The following is an 18,247-nucleotide window of genomic DNA, read 5'->3' as shown; positions in this document are numbered from 1 at the left end:
CTGACGCGAGTCGCACCGGCGTTTGATAAAAATCAGCTCATGCCTCTCATTCCCGAGGAGCCTCAGATTCACGAGAGTGCCCAGGGTCCCCGCGTCAGTCCGGCCACCGGCCGGACCGCGCCGACCCCCCGCCCCGTACCCGGCCCCCGCCCCGCGGCACCTCCGCGTCCAGGCCGTCCGGGTCCTGTCCGGCCGATGCCGCCTGTGCAACGCACGCCGCGCGACACGGCCGTGGCCAACCCGGGGCCTGCCGCTCCGGCGGCCCCTGCCGCAGCCCCGACTCCGACGATCCAGCTGATCCCGGCCTCGGCCGAGGGCGCGCTGGACGCCGCCGAGGAAGCGGTCGACCTGCTCCTTGACTCGGGCAGGGCCCCTGGGGAGGTGCTGGTGATCACCACCGGCGAACCTCACCCGTGGGCCGCGCACGAGCTCTCCTTCGGCGAAGCCGCGTACTGGGCTCAGCACGACGCGGGAGACGACGTGTTCTACGCCGACGCCTCCGCCGTCGGTCGTGCCGCGTCCCGGCCCGTGGTCGTCGTCGCCGTCAATGGAGGGCCCGACGCCACTGCCGTCACCGCCCTGCCGCTGGCCCTTGGCCGAGCCGGTGCCCTGCTGATCGTTTGCGGGGACCCGCAGCGGATCAACTCGGTACTGGGCGCGGGGGTCTGAGCACCCCTGTCCTTCCGGGGGGTCTCATGACTCGGATGCCACCGCGGTGGCATCCGCTCGGAGCATGCACAGAGGATGGTCCGACGTGTGCCGGTACGGGGACGTGCCGGCCCGCCCCGCAGGGATGCTCGCGGTCCTCACGGATGCGCGGTGCGCGCGGTCCGAGGCGGGGCGGCCCGCGTGAGCGGGCGCGCCGCGACGGGAAGCCCGTGCCCGAACTCGTGCCGACGGCCGGAATCGGCCGTCGGCTCAGCGCGCGGCCGCGCGGCGCAGTACCTCCGAGGCGGCCCCACCGGTGCGCGGCTGTATGGTCTCGGCCGCCGCGAACGACTCCAGGGACTCCGGCGGTGAGTCCGCGTTGGGCCTGCGCCCTCCGCGTCCCTCGCCGAGCACCTGCCAGCCGTCACGTGTCAGCGTGATGTACGCCCCACAGCGCAGGCCGTGCAGCGTGCAGGCGTCTCGCAGCCCCCACATCCACGCCCCGTCCTCCTCCGTCCAACGCGCGTCGCCGTCACGGCAGTAGAGCAGCACGGCCGTACGCACCGGTGTGCGGCGCCGCAGGTCGTGCGGGATGACCCGGCGCAACTGCGCGAGCAGTGCGTTGCGGAACATCCAGCCGTCCGCCGGAGTCGGCCGCCGGGTGAAGGAGGCGCTCGCGTTCAGTCGTTCGTCGGGATCGAGCACCGCCACGATCGCGGTCGTGGGGCCTGGCCGGTGCCGGGAGTGCAGTCCGCTGACGACCTCCCGGGGATTGCGCAGGAGCGGAATCCCCGCAGCGGCCCACTCGGCGGGCTCAAGCATCCGGGTCAGTGGGTTGGCGGAAGTGGCGGACGTCGACATCGACGCCGCCGAGGACGGAGCGAATCCGAAGGTCACGGTCCTCCCTTCGGCTACGCGCCCACACTGCGGGCGAGGGTCGGACTGGGGGAGCGCGCCGCGGCACAGCCCGAACGGGCGACCTCGGGAGGCCACGCGGGGCGCGAGGCCAATTCTTCCTGTCGAACTTGGTTGCGGCAACGAGCAATTGGGGCCACCGACCGTTATCTGGCGATCCGCTGCTTATATCCCTGCTCGGTATTTACCACCGCACCGTGGGAATCAACCTTGCACAGCGAGGACCAGCGGCAACACCCCCTGTGCGCCGGACCGCCGCAGCATGCGCGCGGCCACCGCGAGCGTCCAGCCGGTATCGGTCGAGTCGTCCACGAGCAGCACCGGCCCGGCTGCCCCGGCGAGCGCCGCGGCCAGGGCGGGCGGGACCACAAGTGCCCCGTCGAGGGCCTTCAGCCGCTGCGCGCTGTTGCTTCTGGAGACCTGCGCGGCATCGGCTCCCGGGGCGTACTCGATGGAGCCCAGCAGGGGCAGACGGCCGACCTCGGCGATCCGCGCGCCGAGCGACTGGACGAGGTGCGGCCGACGCTGCGACGCCATGGTGACGACGCCGACCGGGCGCGGCACGGCGTCGGAACCGCCCGAGGCCCAGCCGCCCGGTCCCTTTGCCCAGTCGGCCAGCACGCCGACAACGGCCTGCGCCACATCGTCCGGAACAGGTCCGTCCGGGGCCTGGGGGCCGAGCATCGGCCGCAGCCGGTTGCCCCAGCCGATGTCCGAAAGCCTTCCCAGCGCCCTTCCGGTCGCGGCCTGTTCGCCGGCCGGGATGCGTCCCTTCAGGTCGACGCCCACGGCGGGCAGGCCCGTCGGCCACATCTTCCGGGGATCCACTTCGATACCCGCGCGGCCGAGCTCCCCACGCGCCGAGTCCAGGGCGGACGAGGACACGGCGTCGGTGAACCGAGGCTCGGTGCAGGTGTCACAGCGACCGCACGGGGCGGCGCCCTCGTCGTCCAGCTGCCGGCGCAGGAACTCCATCCGACAGCCGCTCGTCGTCACGTAGTCGCGCATGGCCTGCTGCTCGGTCGCGCGCTGTTTGGCGACCCACGCGTAGCGCTCGGTGTCGTACGTCCATGGGTTGCCCGTGGAGATCCAGCCGCCCTTGACGCGCTTCACGGCGCCGTCCACGTCCAGGACCTTGAGCATCGTTTCGAGCCGTGACCTGCGCAGCTCCACCAGCGGTTCGAGCGCGGGGAGCGACAGCGGGCGGCCCGCCTGGCCGAGAACATCCAGGGTGCGCCTGACCTGCTCCTCCGGAGGGAAGGCGATCGACGCGAAGTACTGCCAGATCGCCTGGTCCTCCTTGCCGGGCAGGAGCAGCACCTCGGCATGCTCCACACCACGGCCCGCCCGGCCCACCTGCTGGTAGTAGGCGATGGGCGAGGACGGCGAACCCAGGTGCACCACGAAGCCGAGGTCGGGCTTGTCGAAGCCCATACCCAGCGCCGATGTGGCCACAAGTGCCTTGACGCGGTTGGCGAGCAGGTCCTCCTCCGCCTGCTGCCGGTCCGCGTTCTCCGTCTTCCCCGTGTACGAGGTCACGGTGTGCCCGGCCTGCCGGAGGAACGCGGTGACCTCCTCGGCGGCGGCCACGGTGAGCGTGTAGATGATCCCGGATCCGGGCAGCTCGCCCAGGTGCTCGGCGAGCCAGGCCATCCGGTGGGCGGCGTCCGGCAACTGCAGCACGCCGAGGCTCAGGCTCTCCCGGTCCAGGGGGCCGCGCAGGACGAGGGCGTCCGTGCTCCCGCCGGTGCCCAGTTGCTCGGCGACGTCGGCGGTCACGCGCGCGTTGGCCGTGGCGGTGGTCGCGAGGACCGGGACCCCGGCGGGGAGGTCGGCGAGCATCGTGCGCAGACGGCGGTAGTCGGGCCGGAAGTCGTGGCCCCAGTCGGAGATGCAGTGCGCCTCGTCCACCACGAGGAGGCCGGTCGCCGCCGACAGCCTGGGCAGCACCTGGTCCCGGAAGTCCGGGTTGTTGAGCCGCTCCGGGCTCACCAGGAGGACGTCGACCTCTCCTGCGGCCACCTCGTCCTGGATCGTGTCCCACTCCTCCGAATTGGAGGAGTTGATGGTCCGCGCCCGGATGCCGGCGCGGGCGGCCGCCTCGACCTGGTTGCGCATGAGGGCGAGGAGGGGCGAGACGATCACGGTGGGGCCGGCCCCCCGTTCCCGCAGCAGCGCGGTCGCGACGAAGTACACGGCGGACTTGCCCCAGCCGGTGCGCTGTACGACCAGGGCCCTGCGCTTGTCGGCCACCAGGGCCTCGATGGCGCGCCACTGGTCCTCGCGCAGCCGGGCGTCGCCTCCCGGCGCGCCGACGAGGCGGGCGAGGACGGTGTCGGCCGCTGTGCGCAGCTCTTCGTTGCTCATGACCCCATGCAACCCGATGGGTCGGACATCGCGCGAATAAGGCCGATCCGCTGTGGACAACTTCTGACGTGGTCATGGTCGTGGTTATCCACAGGCCCCAACGGGATTCCGGAATTCGCGGGATGGTCACGGCATGACGAACCACAGCGAACCGGCCGAGAACCTCGGCGGCAGCGGCAGCGGCAGCGACACGAGCCGATGCGATACGAACCGATGCGACGAGATCGCCGGGCAGGGCGGGATCGCCGGGCTGGGCGGGATCGCCGAGCAGGGCGGGAAGGAGGCGCAGGGCGGGAAGGGCGGAACGCACGGGGCGGGTCGGCAGGACGGTGCCGCCTCGCGGGGTGAGAGCGGCGGCTCGGGGCGCGGTGGACCGGGCGCAGGCGGCGTCGGACAGAAACGCGTCGGACGGAAAAAGAACCGGGACGGCACGACCTCCGCAGGCTCGGCACACCGCGCGGCCGGCACCCTGTGTCCGGAGCACCAAGTCACCCTCCGCACTCCGGCAGAACTGGCCGATGCCCTGCCCTACCTGCTCGGGTACCGGCCCGAGGACAGCATCGTGCTCGTCGCCCTCCACGACAGGGACGGGCGTGGCCGGTTCGGCGGACGGGCCCGACTGGGCATCCCGCCGCACGCGGACGACTGGCCGTCCGTGGCCCAGCAGCTGACACACGGCCTGGTCAAGGGCAGCGAACGGAGGGGAGCGCTACCCGAGAGCATGGTCGCCTTCCTCTGCCAGGAGCCCGGCGAGGGAGAATCGGGTCGGGCGGTCATGGAGCGTCTGCGTCCGCTCGCGCAACTGCTGCGCAAGGCATGCGGAGTGCTCGACGTCCCGGTGATCGAGGCACTGTGCATCTCCGACGGCCGCTTCTGGTCGTACTGCTGCCCCAGCGAAAACTGCTGCCCGACGGACGGTACGTCCATGGGGCTGCCCGGCACGTCCGTGCTGGCCGCTGCCGCCACCTACGCCGGGCTTCAGGTGCGGGGCACCCTGCGGCAGCTGCGGGCGAGGCTCACTCCGTGGGAGACCAAGGGAGTGCTGGAGCAGGAGTCCGCACTCGACGCGGTGAGCATGGCGCTGATCCCTCGGATTCTGGACGACGAGAGCCGGGCCGGTGTGGCGGCCACGACCCTGGAGCTGGCTGCTCAGATCATGCGCCGGTTGGCCGACGACTCTTCCGCCGCCTCTGGGCCCGGCACACTTCCGGCGGACCTCCGGGACGACGGGCTACTGCGTCACGAGGAGGCGGCCACGTTGATCCTCGGTCTGCAGGACCGCACGACACGGGACCGGGCGGCGGAGTGGATGGAGGGGGACGAGGCCGGACCGGCCCTGCGCCTCTGGAGGGCCCTGGCACGCCGCTGCGTCGGATCGTACGGAGAGCACGCCGCGGCCCCGCTCACGCTCGCCGGGTGGGTCGCGTGGTCCTCCGGTGACGAACTGGAGGCTCGCGAGGCACTGGCCATGGCGCTCGGAGCGGATTCCGGATATCTCTTCGCCCGGCTGCTCCATCAGGCGTGCAACGAGGGACTGGACCCGGAGTCGATCCGCCGGTGTCTCCGGGGGGAGCGCACGGATCGCATCGACGACGAGGTGGCTGCCTCGCCGGCTGCACCGGCGGACGCCGACGGGCCGGCAGAGCATGTTCCTGCAGGGTCTCCCAGGGTTCCTGCCCGCCGCCGACGCCGGTCGCGGGCCACGGAGGGCGCAGCCGACCGGCCCGGTTCCCGACCGGCCACCACCGGGGGCACGCGCCGCCCTCGGTCCACCTCTTCCGGATCCGGGGCCACCGCAGAGCAAGGCTCCCGTCGAGGAGGCGAAGGCATGAGCGGTGCGGCTCGCTCTCGCCGAAGTGCCGGACGGCCCGGGACGCCGGAGGGCGACCGTGCGGGTGAGCCGATGGGCGACACGTGAGGGAGGGGAGCGGTGTCCGGCTGGTGTGGGCGGGACTGGTCCGTCGGGTCCGATCGGTGGGCTTCCGGGGATCAGGGCGTGACTCGGGGCAGGTCGGCCCCGTTCACCTGAGTGGCGCAGCCCTCGGCTGCGCCGTGCCGTCGCATCGGCCTCGCCCCGCCGGAGCCCCCACACATCGCCGAGCAGCCACTCGGCGCACGGAGCACGGAAGAAGCCGCCCCATGTCCCTGCCCACCCCGTCCTCCACGCCCGCCGTTCCGGACAGCGACCCGCCGGTCCTTCACAGGCCCGCACAGCCCTCCATGGGCCGCGGCGCCGCCCTGGCCCCGCAGACGGTGCCGGCGGTGCAGCGCGGCGCGGTGAACCTGCCGCCCGCCCACACCGCACTGATCTGTGTCGCCCTGCCGGGAATCGCGATCTCCACGGAACAGGGGCAGCTGACCGGTGACGGGCTGGAGGGCTTCTACCGGTCGGGCCGGCGCATGCTCTCTCGATGCCGGCTGCGGGTGGCGGGCCGGGAACCGCTCGCCGTCCAGGCTCGGATGATCACGGCCGACCAGGCGCGATTCGTGGCGACCCTGAGCCTCTCCGCCGACGGCGGACCCGACCCGGACGTCCTGGTCGAACGAGTGCGACACGCGGACGGCACGGAGCGGATCACCCTGCGCAGCGCGGCCAACCGCCCTCTGCGCCTACCTGTCGAGGTTGCGCTCGGCACGGACCTGGCCGAACTGGGTGCGGTCGCGGCGGGGAGAGCCGGCCCCGATCTGCCGGCCAGTGTCCATGACTCGGGCATGCGGTGGTCGTGTGCCACCGGGCACTCCGCCGTCACGGCCGACCCGCCGCCCTCGGACGCGCTGGCCTCCGCCGGACTGCTGCGCTGGGAGTTCGAACTGCCGCCCGGCGGCACCCGAAGCGTCGAGCTGAAGGTGGGCCCGACCGGGGCGGGACCCGTCCGCGCCGTCGCGCGCGGTGCCACCAGCCCCCTCGCTCGGGCACGGGCCGCTGGGGACGACCCAAGGGCCGAGGCGCTTCTGCGCGCGAGCATCGGGGATCTGCAGGCACTCCTCCTGCGTGATCCCGTACAGCCGTCCGACACGCACCTGGCCGGCGGGGTTCCCTGGCGCTGCGGCATGGCACCGGCCGAGGCACTCGCGGCGGCCCGCATGGCCCTGCCGCTGGGCACCCGCCTTGCCGCGAGCACCCTGCGGACCATCGCCCGTACCCAACTCGTGGACGCCGGACCACGATCCGGTCTGATTCCCGGTCCGCGACGCCAAGCCGGTGCGCAGCTGCCGCCGAGTTGCACGGGGCAGGAGGCGACGCTGCTGTTTCCCGTGGTCCTCGCGGAGGCCCGGCGCTGGGGGCTCCCGGAGCCGGAGACGGAGGAGTTGCTGCCCGCGGCCGAACGTTGCCTCCAGTGGCTGCGGACCGCCGTCGGCGACGGCACGTATCTGTCGGACCCGCACCCGGGCGGGCCATGGCGCTGTGAGACACAGGCGCACGCTCACCGAGCCGCTCTGCTGGGTGCCGATCTCCTGGACGCGTACGGCAGGGGAGGCGGCGTAGAGCTGCGCCGGTGGGCGCGGCAGCTGAGGACCGCGTTCCAGAAGGACTTCTGGATCGAGGACAGAGGAGGCGGCAGACCCGCCGCCGCCCGTCTGCCGGGAGGGCGGCTCATGCCGTATCTCGGTGCAGGCGGCGTCCACCTGCTCGACACCGGACTGCTCGGCGCCGGCGCCCCGGCCCAGGGTCTGCTCGACATGGACCGGACGGAACAGTTCGCGCGCCTGCTCGGCGGACCCGCCATGGACTCGGGCTGGGGGTTGCGCAGCCTCGGTGTGAAGGAGACGGGTTACAACCCGTTCGGGCATCGGAGCGGGTCCGTGCGCGTCCATGAGACGGCTCTCGCCGTGGCGGGGCTGGCCGCCGCGGGCTACGAGAAGGAGGCGGGTTCACTGCTGCGGGGCGTGCTGGCGGCGGCCGAGGCATTCGGCTACCGGCTGCCCGAGATGTACTCGGGCGAGCAGCGTACGGAAGGCGGCGCCCCGGTTCCGCATCCGACGGCCTGCAGACCGGCGGCCACCGCCGCGGCCGCCGGGATCCTCCTGCTCACCACCCTCGCCGGGGTCCGTCCCGACGCCCCGGCTCGTACGGTGACACTGCGTCCGGTTCGCAGTGCTCCCCTGGGGGAGATCGGGCTGACCGGACTGCGCGTCGCGGGCGCCCCCTTCTCCGTACGCGTCAGCAGGCTCGGCCTGGCGATGGTGGAGGAGGCTGCCGACGGGCTTCAGCTGGGGGCATGAGGGGTTGTCCGCCGTGGGGCCCGGGCTCGCGGAGGGCCGAGGTGTCCTGCCGGAGAGGGGTGGATCAGCCATGTGAGCGACCGGTGAAGAGAGTGTTTATCGTCAGGCAGACGACTATGATCGCGGCATGCCTTACGACCCGTCAGCCTTCGCGCCGTTCGCTGTCACCGTCGACCTGGTCGTGCTGACCGTGCGTCGTCACGCCCTGTGCGCACTGGCGGTACGCAGGGGTGAGCCGCCCTTCCAGGGACGGTGGGCGCTGCCCGGCGGTTTCGTGCGACCGGACGAGGACCTGTCCCAGGGCGCGGCGCGGGAACTGAGGGAGGAGACCGGGCTGAGCGCCCACGCACCGGACGCTCCCCCGCAGGCGAACGGGGCACACCTGGAACAGCTCGCGACCTACGGCGACCCCAAGCGTGACCCGCGGATGAGGGTTGTCAGCGTCGCTCACCTAGCCCTCGCACCCGACCTGCCCGCGCCCAGAGCGGGCGGAGACGCGAACAGCGCCCGCTGGGCTCCCGTCGAGGACCTGCTTCACCAGAGCGGCTACGGCCGTGACGGAGAGCAGGCGGCCCCGCTCGCCTTCGATCACGCCCAGATCCTCTCGGACGGCGTGGAGCGCGCCCGTTCCAAGATCGAGTACTCGTCGCTGGCCACCGCCTTCTGCCCGCCCGAGTTCACGGTCGGCGAACTGCGCCGGGTGTACGAGGCGGTGTGGGGCGTGGCGCTCGACCCGCGCAACTTCCACCGCAAGGTGACCGGAACGCCGGGCTTCCTCGTCCCCACGGGCGGAACGACGACCCGGCAGGGCGGTCGCCCCGCCCAGCTCTTCCGCGCGGGCGGCGCCACCCTGCTCAACCCGCCGATGCTCCGCCCCGAAGTCTGACTCCTGCCCCAGAGCTTGTACGACAGATCCCGCCTGCCTGGCGACGCCAGGCCGCCCTTTGGCGACGACGGGATTTGCCAGACAGTCCCGAGGGCGGTCGGCCTCGACGCCGGCGGTCCGCCCAAGTGGCCGGACTGCCAAGGAGCCTGCTTCCGGGCGCGCCCAAGGTGCCCGGAAAACGTGACATATCGCGCTATCTTGCTTTGGGTGATCCAGGCCATCGGACTGACCAGCAACGCCCGCAAGGAGCTTCCCCCCGCTGTCGACGACGTCTCCTTCGAGGTGTCCCCAGGTCGCGTCACGGCGCTCCTCGGCGCCCCGGGCGCAGGCAAGACGACCGCGCTCAGGCTCATGCTCGAACTGCAACAGGGCCGCGGAATCACCTACTTCAGAGGCCGCCCGCTGCATCGCATCGCCCACCCCTCGCGCGAGGTGGGTGTTCTCCTCGGAGCGGTCCCCGGCCATCCGGCACGCACGGTCCGAGGCCAACTCCGCATGATGTGCGCCGCGGCGGGTGTACCCGCACGGCGTGCCGACGACGTCCTGGAGGTGGTGGGCCTCGTCAGCCTGCGCGACGAACGCCTGGGCACCCTCTCGCGAGGCATGGACCGCCGCCTGGGCCTCGCCTGTGCCCTGCTGTCCGATCCGCACACGCTCGTGCTCGACGGCGCCACCGACGAACTCTCGGCCCGTGAAAGCCGTTGGCTGCATGGGGTTCTGCGAGCCCACGCAGGCGCCGGCGGCACCGTGCTGTTCGCCACGGACGACCCCAAGGAGGCCGCGCGGACCGCCGACCGGGTCGTCACGCTGGAGAAGGGCAGGCTCGTCGCCGACCAGGAGGTCGCGGACTTCTCACGCACCAGGCTCCGGCCCCGCGTCGCCGTCCGGAGCCCGCACGCCGCCCGGCTCGGTGCTCTGCTGACCAAGGAGGCCCGCACCGCCAGGTGCTCCGTGGAGGTCGTGCAGGAGGACGGCAATCGCCTCTCCGTGTACGGCAGCACCTGCTCCGACGTCGGTGAGGCCGCCTACCGCCACGGCATCCTCGTACACCAACTCGCCGACGAGGTCGGGGACATGGGGCCGACGCCCGGGCCGGAACCGGAGAAGCGGCCTGACGAAGCCGAAGCCGAAGCCGAAGCCGAAGCTGAGGCTGAGAACGGGGCGCCGGCGCGGAGCGCCGTGGGGCAGGGTGCGCACGAGTTGTCACCCCTCCCGCCGCCCATCACCGTCCGCCAGGGCGCCGGTCCCTTGCGTCCGCTGCGCTACGAACTGCGCCGCGCGACAGGAGTCGGTACGGGCTGGCTGACTGCTGCCGCCGTGCTCGTGACCTCCGCCGTCATCGCTGTACTCCTGGCAAGGGCGGGACACACGCCGCAGGCGCGGCTGCTCGCCGCGTGGCCGCGGGACTTCCCCCTGCCGCCCGCGGCGCTCGGCGCGGGACTGCTCGGCGCCTTCGCCTTCGGTGACGAGTTCCGCCACCCCGCACTGGCCGCGGACCGCGGTACCGTCCCCCGTCGCCTCGGGCTGCTGGCCGCCAAACTCGTCGTCGCGGCCGCCACCGCGCTGACGCTGGCCCTCGGTGTGGTCGGTTTGAACGCCGAACTGCTCCACCTCGTCTACGGACGGGAACTGACCGGGGTTCCCCCGGACCGGATCTCACTGGGTGCGAGTTGGATCGGCCTGGTGGTCGGCTGTGCCTGGGCGGGGGTTCTGGCGGCGGGCATCTTCCGGTCCACGACCGCCGGACTCGCGGCGGTTCTCGCCGTGCCGATCCTGGTCGTGCCGGTCGTACAAAAGGTCCTGGAAGGGCCGTCGGTCCGGACGGCTGCCGGATTCTCGACCCGGCTGCGCGAGCTCGTGCTGGTGCAGTGGCCGTTCGGGGGCGAGCACTATCTGGCCGCCGCGGCAGGAGTGATCGCCCAACCTGTCGGCAGCGCACTGATGTTGTCAGTCACGGCCCTGCTCTGCGCATATCTGCTCACGACGCTGCGGAGCAGGGTCCGATGACGACCGACCGTGCACGTGTGTTCCCCTCGTGTGCACAACTCCACGCAGAACGCCCATTTCTTTCCGATAAGGCGTCAATTACGACGGGGTGAGCGATCACCCTTTCGTGTGCTTTTCACCAAAGACCTCAAGGGAGTTGGAGACGACGCCGACAAAGGATCCGTGACTACCCTTGCGCACACCATGATGACCGCCGCCCGTTCCGCAGACTCCGGCCTCGCCGGACCGGGCGAACTCGACCGCTATCCCTATGCGGAGGGACCCGCCGCGGGCCGCGGCGGCGGCTCTGTGTGGGATGCCACAGACCCGGATCTGGGCCGCATGGGCCGACGCGCCGCCGGAAGCCGCGGCCGGGGCCTGCATGGCCAACTGGTTCAGCAGCTGGGTCAGATGATCGTCTCCGGTGACCTCGGTGCCGACCGTCCGCTCGTTCCCGAGGAGATCGGGCAGCGATTCGAGGTCTCCCGCACCGTCGTCCGTGAATCGCTCCGTGTCCTTGAGGCGAAGGGACTGGTCAGCGCCCGCCCCAATGTCGGCACACGCGTGCGTCCGGTCAGCGACTGGAACCTCCTGGACCCGGACATCATCGAGTGGCGCGCCTTCGGCCCGCAGCGCGACGACCAGCGTCGTGAGCTGGCCGAGCTGCGCTGGACGATCGAGCCGCTGGCCGCCCGCCTCGCCGCCGGACACGGACGCCCGGAGGTCCAGCAGCGGCTCACCGACATGGTCGAGATCATGGGCCACGCGATGGGGCAGGGTGACGCGCTCACCTTCTCGCGGGCCGACGCCGAATTCCATTCGCTGCTCATCCAGGTCGCGGGCAACCGCATGCTGGAACATCTCTCCGGGATCGTGTCGGCCGCGCTCCAGGTCTCCGGTGGTCCGGTCGCGGGCTGCGACCGGCCGAACGAGGCATCCCTCTCGCACCACGCCCGCATCGCCGACGCCCTCGCGGCGGGTGACGCCTCGGGTGCCGAGGCGGCCATGCGGCAGCTGCTCACCGTCCACCCCGAGGTGGAGCGCGTCGTGCCCGCGCCGCGCGAGCACTGATCGCGTACCGCGGGTGGCGCGACCGGGAGCAACCGCCTCGCGTGGCACCGCTTGGCCGGCGAACCGTCTGCCGCCGGGCCCCACCGGATTCCTGAAGGATCCGGCGGGGCCCGGCGGTGTGATGGGATGCTGGAACCGTCGACTGTCCACCTCTGACCGTATCTGGCCGTTTTTAGGCGCTTACGGGGTGTGACTCGGGCCACGCAGATTGGGCGTAACACTCTTCGGGACAGCGCGATGACCTAAGAGGTGACAGCCGAGTAGGGAATATGAGCGCCGCTTCAGGCGCTGTGACTCTTCTAGGCTCCCGCCCGCGCCGTCGGCCCATTCCAAAGTCGGCGGTCGTCGGCTCCTCTCCGCAGTGGACGGGGCCGGAAGCCGTTTTCCAACGTTCCGAGAGGTTGTTCGTGTCGGCCAGCACATCCCGTACGCTCCCGCCGGAGATCGCCGAGTCCGTCTCTGTCATGGCGCTCATTGAGCGGGGAAAGGCTGAGGGGCAGATCGCCGGCGATGACGTGCGTCGGGCCTTCGAAGCTGACCAGATTCCGGCCACTCAGTGGAAGAACGTACTGCGCAGCCTCAACCAGATCCTCGAGGAAGAGGGTGTGACGCTGATGGTCAGTGCCGCGGAGCCGAAGCGCACCCGGAAGAGCGTCGCAGCGAAGAGTCCCGCCAAGCGCACCGCCACCAAGACCGTCGCGGCGAAGACGGCGACGGCCAAGAAGGCCACCGCCACCGCCACGCCGGTGATGCCTGACGTCGACGATCCCGCCGAGGACGCGTCCGCCAAGAAGGTCGCGGCCAAGAAGACGACCGCCAAGAAGGCCGTCGCGAAGAAGACCGTCGCCAAGAAGACGGCGGCGAAGAAGACCACCGCCAAGAAGGACGACGCCGAGCAGGACGACGAGGCGACCGAGGAGACTCCGGGTACGGCCAAGTCCGGCGAGGAGCCCACCGAGGACGGCGCCCAGGGCTTCGTACTGTCCGACGAGGACGAGGACGACGCTCCCGCGCAGCAGGTCGCCGCCGCCGGTGCAACCGCCGACCCGGTCAAGGACTACCTCAAGCAGATCGGCAAGGTCCCGCTGCTCAACGCCGAGCAGGAGGTCGAGCTCGCCAAGCGCATCGAGGCCGGTCTGTTCGCCGAGGACAAGCTGGCCAACGCCGACAAGCTCGCGCCGAAGCTCAAGCGCGAGCTGGAGATCATCGCCGAGGACGGCCGCCGCGCCAAGAACCACCTCCTGGAGGCCAACCTCCGTCTGGTGGTCTCCCTGGCCAAGCGTTACACCGGCCGCGGCATGCTCTTCCTGGACCTCATCCAGGAGGGCAACCTCGGTCTGATCCGCGCGGTCGAGAAGTTCGACTACACCAAGGGCTACAAGTTCTCGACGTACGCCACGTGGTGGATCCGCCAGGCGATCACCCGCGCCATGGCCGACCAGGCCCGCACCATCCGTATTCCGGTGCACATGGTCGAGGTCATCAACAAGCTCGCGCGCGTGCAGCGCCAGATGCTCCAGGACCTGGGCCGCGAGCCCACCCCGGAGGAGCTGGCCAAGGAACTCGACATGACCCCCGAGAAGGTCATCGAGGTCCAGAAGTACGGTCGTGAGCCGATCTCCCTCCACACCCCCCTGGGCGAGGACGGCGACAGCGAGTTCGGTGACCTCATCGAGGACTCGGAAGCGGTCGTCCCGGCCGACGCGGTCAGCTTCACGCTCCTCCAGGAGCAGCTGCACTCCGTGCTGGACACCCTGTCCGAGCGCGAGGCGGGCGTCGTCTCGATGCGCTTCGGTCTCACCGACGGTCAGCCGAAGACCCTCGACGAGATCGGCAAGGTGTACGGCGTGACGCGCGAGCGCATCCGCCAGATCGAGTCCAAGACTATGTCGAAGCTGCGTCACCCGTCGCGCTCGCAGGTCCTGCGCGACTACCTCGACTAGGCCGCGGCCGCAGTACGTCACCGAGGGCCCGGTTTCCCGTGAGGGGAGCCGGGCCCTCGGTCCGCGCGGAGTGCGAAGTGCCGCCGTCTGAATCACTCTGGGTGTCTCGTGACAACCCCAGAGTGAGGAGCGCGCATGCGTCGTACCTTCGCCCGAGTACTGGCCCTCGCGGCCGTGGCGGCCGTGATACCGCTGGCGTCCCCGGCCCCCGCGACGGCCGACGTCGTCATCGGCGGCTACCCGGTGGAGATCGCCGAGACCCCTTGGATGGTGGCCCTGTCCAGCCGTGACCGGTTCGGGGGTACACGTGCGGGACAGTTCTGCGGGGGAGTGGTGATCGGGCGGACCACGGTGCTGACCGCCGCCCACTGTCTGGGCGAGGAAGTGCTGGGTGCGCCCCCTCGGCAGGTCCGTGATCTGAGGATCGTCGCGGGGCGCGGGGACCTACGGGCGGACGGGGGCGAGGAGATCGCCGTACGCGACGTCCGGATCAATCCGCGGCACGACGCCTACACGAACTCCGGGGACTTCGCCGTACTCACCCTGGCGGAACCGCTCGCCGCCGGTTCGGTCATGCGCATGGCCGGCGCCGGAGATCCCGCGTACAAGCCCGGTACGGGTGCCGTGGTCTACGGCTGGGGCGACACGACGGGGGGCGGGGACTACGCCAGTGCCCTGCGGGCCTCGCACGTGCAGGTGCTGCCCGACGCCGTCTGCGAGAGGGCCTATCCGGGCAGTGCCGACGGAACGTATCTCGCCGGCTCCATGCTGTGCGCGGGGGAGGAGAGTGGCGGCCGCGACGCGTGTCAGGGGGACAGTGGCGGGCCGCTGGTCGCTCAGGGGCGGCTGATCGGCCTTGTGTCGTGGGGAAGCGGCTGTGGGCGGGCCGGCAGCCCCGGGGTCTACACGCGGGTCTCAGGGGTCGTCACAGCGCTCGCAAGGGGCCACTGACGGTTGTCGTGCGGTGGCTCCTGCGGGCATGAGCGCTCTTCCGCAGTCACGAGCGCGAACGGCCGCCCCTGGAACCAGGGGCGGCCGCCCGGTCACCGGCCTGTGCCGGAGATGGCTCGTCGTCTGCGCGAAGTGTCAGTGCTCTTCGTCATTGGCGCTTGCCGGGGCAGCGGTCAGCCGCTCCGTCTCGTCCTGTATCTCAGCGGCGATCTTCTTGAGTTCCGGCTCGAACTTGCGCCCGTGGTGGGCGCAGAAGAGCAGTTCACCACCGTTGAGGAGGACGACGCGCAGATATGCCTGGGCGCCGCAACGGTCGCAGCGGTCAGCGGCCGTCAGTGGGCTCGCGGGGGTCAGAACAGTAGTCACGTCGCCTCTTCTCTAGCTCGACGAGCTGTCGTACCAGGGTCAACATCCAACCAGGCCGAAAACGTTCCCGCTCGTGGCTCTTCCTCGAAAAAAATCTTTCCGAGTCGGCTGTCTGCTGCCGGTTGGCGGCGAATGAGCCGTATTGCGTGTCTTCGTGTCTTACGGGTTCGCGCTCTGTCAGGTTCAGTCCTCCCGGCTGGCTTGCCGGTTGTTCTTGAGGACGTGCCCGGAGCCTAAATGGTTCATGCCTGGAAGGGAACGTGATATGTACTTCACTCCAACGAGGGATCGAACAAGCATACGACTCTGGACTACCCTGCGTTTGGGACGAGGGTGGCGTTACAACGGCTCTACCAGGCCTCGGTACCCTCAGACCGGTGACCGAAGCCGGACCCTTACCCAAAAGGGCCCCAACTGAAATTCAGCGAGGAGCGAACCGCGTGACCGCCGAGACGTCCGTGCCGTCCACAGCCCTGCTGACCGGAGCAGACCGTGACGGTTCCAACTACACCGCGCGGCACCTGCTCGTCCTCGAAGGTCTTGAGGCCGTGCGGAAGCGCCCGGGCATGTACATCGGATCGACCGACAGCCGCGGTCTGATGCACTGCCTCTGGGAGATCATCGACAACTCCGTGGACGAGGCACTCGGAGGCTACTGCGACCACATCGACGTGACCCTGCACGACGACGGTTCTGTCGAGGTGCGGGACAACGGCCGCGGCATTCCGGTGGATGTCGAGCCCAAAACCGGTCTTTCGGGCATCGAGGTCGTGATGACCAAGCTGCATGCCGGAGGCAAGTTCGGTGGCGGCTCGTACGCGGCCTCCGGCGGCCTGCACGGCGTGGGCGCCTCCGTGGTGAACGCGCTCTCGGCCCGCCTGGACGTCGAGGTCGACCGCGGGGGCAACACCCACGCGGTGAGCTTCCGGCGGGGCACGCCCGGCGCCTTCAAGGGCGACGGCGCCGATGCCACGTTCGACGCGTCGTCCGGCCTGCGCAAGCTCAAGAGGGTCCCCAAGACCCGCACCGGCACCCGCGTGAGGTACTGGGCCGACCGCCAGATCTTCCTCAAGGACGCCAAGCTCTCCCTGGAGCACCTGCACCAGCGCGCCCGGCAGACCGCCTTCCTGGTGCCCGGCCTGACCCTCGTCGTCCGTGACGAGTTCGGGCTCGGCGAGGGCGGCAGCAAGGGCGAGGAGTCGTTCCGCTTCGACGGCGGCATCAGCGAGTTCTGCGAGTACCTGGCCTCCGACAAGCCCGTCTGCGACGTGCTCCGCTTCTCCGGCCAGGGCAGCTTCAAGGAGACGGTCCCGGTCCTCGACGACCACGGACAGATGACTCCGACCGAAGTCACCCGCGAGCTGGGTGTCGACGTCGCGATGCGCTGGGGCACGGGCTACGACACGACACTCAAGTCGTACGTGAACATCATCGCCACGCCCAAGGGCGGAACCCACGTGGCGGGCTTCGAACAGGCTGTCGCCAAGACGGTCAACGAAGTGCTGCGGACCAAGAAGCTGCTGCGCGTCGCCGAGGACGACGTCGTCAAGGACGACGCCCTGGAGGGCCTCACCGCCGTTGTCACCGTCCGACTCGCGGAGCCCCAGTTCGAGGGACAGACGAAGGAGGTGCTCGGCACCTCCGCGGCTCGTCGCATCGTGACGAACGTGGTCTCCAGGGAGCTCAAGGCGTTCCTGACCTCCACGAAGCGGGACGCGGCCGCACAGGCCCGTGTCGTCCTGGAGAAGGCGGTGGCCGCCGCCCGTACGCGGATCGCGGCCCGCCAGCACAAGGACGCTCAGCGGCGGAAGACGGCCCTGGAGTCCTCCTCGCTGCCCGCCAAGCTCGCCGACTGCCGCAGCGACGACGTGGAGCGCAGCGAGCTGTTCATCGTCGAGGGCGACTCGGCGCTCGGTACGGCCAAGCTCGCCCGGAACTCCGAATTCCAGGCCCTCCTGCCGATCCGCGGAAAGATCCTCAACGTTCAGAAGTCGTCCGTGTCGGACATGCTGAAGAACGTCGAGTGCGGCGCGATCATCCAGGTCATAGGAGCGGGTTCGGGACGCACGTTCGACCTCGACGCCGCCCGCTACGGGAAGATCATCCTGCTCGTCGACGCCGATGTCGACGGCGCGCACATCCGCTGCCTGCTCCTGACGCTCTTCCAGCGCTACATGCGGCCCATGGTCGAGGCCGGCCGGGTGTTCGCGGCAGTGCCGCCGCTGCACAGGATCGAGCTGAGCCAGCCCAAGAAGGGCCAGGACAAGTACATCTACACGTACTCGGACCGGGAGCTTCGGGAGACCGTGCTGGAGCTCCAGCGGAAGAACGTGCGGTACAAGGACTCGATCCAGCGCTACAAGGGTCTCGGGGAGATGGACGCCGACCAGTTGGCCGAGACGACCATGGACCCGCGCCATCGCACGCTGCGCAGGATCAACATCACCGACCTCGAAGCCTCTGAGCAGGTCTTCGACCTGCTGATGGGCAACGACGTCGCCCCGCGCAAGGAGTTCATCTCCAGCTCCGCGGCGACGCTGGACCGCTCGCGCATCGACGCGTAGGTGATCTGATCCGACGGGGCCGGCCGGTACATCGGTCGGCCCCGTCGCATGCTGTTCCGTCGCACGCTGTTTTGGCACGCACCTCCCGTCGGACGCGGCGCCTTCGGTCGCTGTGCTCCGTAAGGGCACGGGGGAGCTCCAGGAGGGTGCGAGGAGCCCCGGGAGGGTGCGGGCAGCTCCGGGAGGGCGCGGGGAAGGTGCGCAGGAGATCGCCTCCACCCGTGGGTGGAGGCCGACAGTCGCCACGATCCACCCTGGCTCCGATCTGCCGACCGGCTCGTTTCCGTAGCGTCGAAGGCGTCGACAGCACCCGCTGCCGGCACCTT

Annotated in this window: 12 protein-coding genes; 9 read left to right on the top strand and 3 right to left on the bottom strand. The window is 70.7% G+C overall.

The genetic code is table 11. The annotated features are described in order from the left end of the window. Positions 1-39: 39 nt before the first annotated feature. The gene (locus OHS59_RS12905) at positions 40-669 is read left to right on the top strand and encodes a hypothetical protein (RefSeq protein WP_328493557.1); all 630 of its coding nucleotides are present in this window, start codon (positions 40-42) and stop codon (positions 667-669) included. A gap of 249 nt (positions 670-918) precedes the next feature. Here OHS59_RS12905 and OHS59_RS12900 read toward each other — a convergent pair whose 3' ends face one another. Both OHS59_RS12900 and OHS59_RS12895 read right to left on the bottom strand, forming a co-directional pair. Further along, positions 919-1,545 carry a hypothetical protein gene (locus tag OHS59_RS12900; protein WP_328493556.1) on the bottom strand — a complete coding sequence of 209 codons (627 nt, stop codon included), beginning with the start codon at positions 1,543-1,545 and terminating at the stop codon, positions 919-921. 222 nt (positions 1,546-1,767) lie between these two features. Next, the gene (locus OHS59_RS12895; RefSeq protein WP_328493555.1) at positions 1,768-3,930 is read right to left on the bottom strand and encodes a RecQ family ATP-dependent DNA helicase; all 2,163 of its coding nucleotides are present in this window, start codon (positions 3,928-3,930) and stop codon (positions 1,768-1,770) included. Between the two features lie 133 nt (positions 3,931-4,063). Between OHS59_RS12895 and OHS59_RS12890 the strand changes: the two genes are divergently transcribed. From OHS59_RS12890 to OHS59_RS12860, 7 genes are all read left to right on the top strand, one after another. Further along, on the top strand, positions 4,064-5,848 hold the full coding sequence (locus tag OHS59_RS12890; protein WP_328493554.1) for a DUF4192 domain-containing protein: 1,785 nt from the start codon (positions 4,064-4,066) through the stop codon (positions 5,846-5,848). Positions 5,849-6,069: 221 nt separating this feature from the next. Beyond that, positions 6,070-8,154: a glycogen debranching N-terminal domain-containing protein gene (locus OHS59_RS12885; RefSeq protein ID WP_328493553.1), complete on the top strand. Its 2,085-nt coding sequence runs from the start codon at positions 6,070-6,072 to the stop codon at positions 8,152-8,154. Positions 8,155-8,281: 127 nt separating this feature from the next. Beyond that, positions 8,282-9,040: an NUDIX hydrolase gene (locus OHS59_RS12880; protein WP_328493552.1), complete on the top strand. Its 759-nt coding sequence runs from the start codon at positions 8,282-8,284 to the stop codon at positions 9,038-9,040. A 207-nt stretch (positions 9,041-9,247) separates the two neighbouring features. Beyond that, positions 9,248-11,047, top strand: coding sequence for an ABC transporter ATP-binding protein (locus OHS59_RS12875; RefSeq protein WP_328493551.1), 1,800 nt, complete (start codon positions 9,248-9,250; stop codon positions 11,045-11,047). 162 nt (positions 11,048-11,209) lie between these two features. After that, on the top strand, positions 11,210-12,097 hold the full coding sequence (locus OHS59_RS12870; RefSeq protein ID WP_328493550.1) for a FadR/GntR family transcriptional regulator: 888 nt from the start codon (positions 11,210-11,212) through the stop codon (positions 12,095-12,097). 407 nt (positions 12,098-12,504) lie between these two features. After that, positions 12,505-14,040: an RNA polymerase sigma factor gene (locus tag OHS59_RS12865; protein ID WP_328493549.1), complete on the top strand. Its 1,536-nt coding sequence runs from the start codon at positions 12,505-12,507 to the stop codon at positions 14,038-14,040. 135 nt (positions 14,041-14,175) lie between these two features. Beyond that, positions 14,176-14,991 carry a S1 family serine peptidase gene (locus OHS59_RS12860; RefSeq protein WP_328493548.1) on the top strand — a complete coding sequence of 272 codons (816 nt, stop codon included), beginning with the start codon at positions 14,176-14,178 and terminating at the stop codon, positions 14,989-14,991. Positions 14,992-15,126: 135 nt separating this feature from the next. On the opposite strand, the gene OHS59_RS12855 is transcribed toward OHS59_RS12860, so the two are convergent. Further along, entirely contained in the window at positions 15,127-15,357 is a 231-nt protein-coding gene (locus tag OHS59_RS12855; RefSeq protein WP_107021495.1) for a DUF7455 domain-containing protein, read from the bottom strand. A 440-nt stretch (positions 15,358-15,797) separates the two neighbouring features. Between OHS59_RS12855 and OHS59_RS12850 the strand changes: the two genes are divergently transcribed. Beyond that, positions 15,798-17,921: a DNA gyrase/topoisomerase IV subunit B gene (locus OHS59_RS12850; protein WP_328493547.1), complete on the top strand. Its 2,124-nt coding sequence runs from the start codon at positions 15,798-15,800 to the stop codon at positions 17,919-17,921. The last annotated feature ends 326 nt before the right edge of the window (positions 17,922-18,247 follow it).

This window comes from Streptomyces sp. NBC_00414, assembly GCF_036038375.1.
Lineage (GTDB): Bacteria > Actinomycetota > Actinomycetes > Streptomycetales > Streptomycetaceae > Streptomyces.
Note: the sequence above shows the minus strand (reverse complement) of the source record. Positions and strands in the feature narration are given on the sequence as shown.

Bases quoted from the DNA above. Each gene is read 5' to 3' on its own strand.
- OHS59_RS12880 (WP_328493552.1), top strand. From the start codon at position 8,282: ATGCCTTACGACCCGTCAGCCTTCGCGCCGTTCGCTGTCACCGTCGAC.
- OHS59_RS12860 (WP_328493548.1), top strand. From the start codon at position 14,176: ATGCGTCGTACCTTCGCCCGAGTACTGGCCCTCGCGGCCGTGGCGGCC.
- OHS59_RS12895 (WP_328493555.1), bottom strand. From the start codon at position 3,930: ATGAGCAACGAAGAGCTGCGCACAGCGGCCGACACCGTCCTCGCCCGC.
- OHS59_RS12890 (WP_328493554.1), top strand. From the start codon at position 4,064: ATGACGAACCACAGCGAACCGGCCGAGAACCTCGGCGGCAGCGGCAGC.
- OHS59_RS12885 (WP_328493553.1), top strand. From the start codon at position 6,070: ATGTCCCTGCCCACCCCGTCCTCCACGCCCGCCGTTCCGGACAGCGAC.
- OHS59_RS12905 (WP_328493557.1), top strand. From the start codon at position 40: ATGCCTCTCATTCCCGAGGAGCCTCAGATTCACGAGAGTGCCCAGGGT.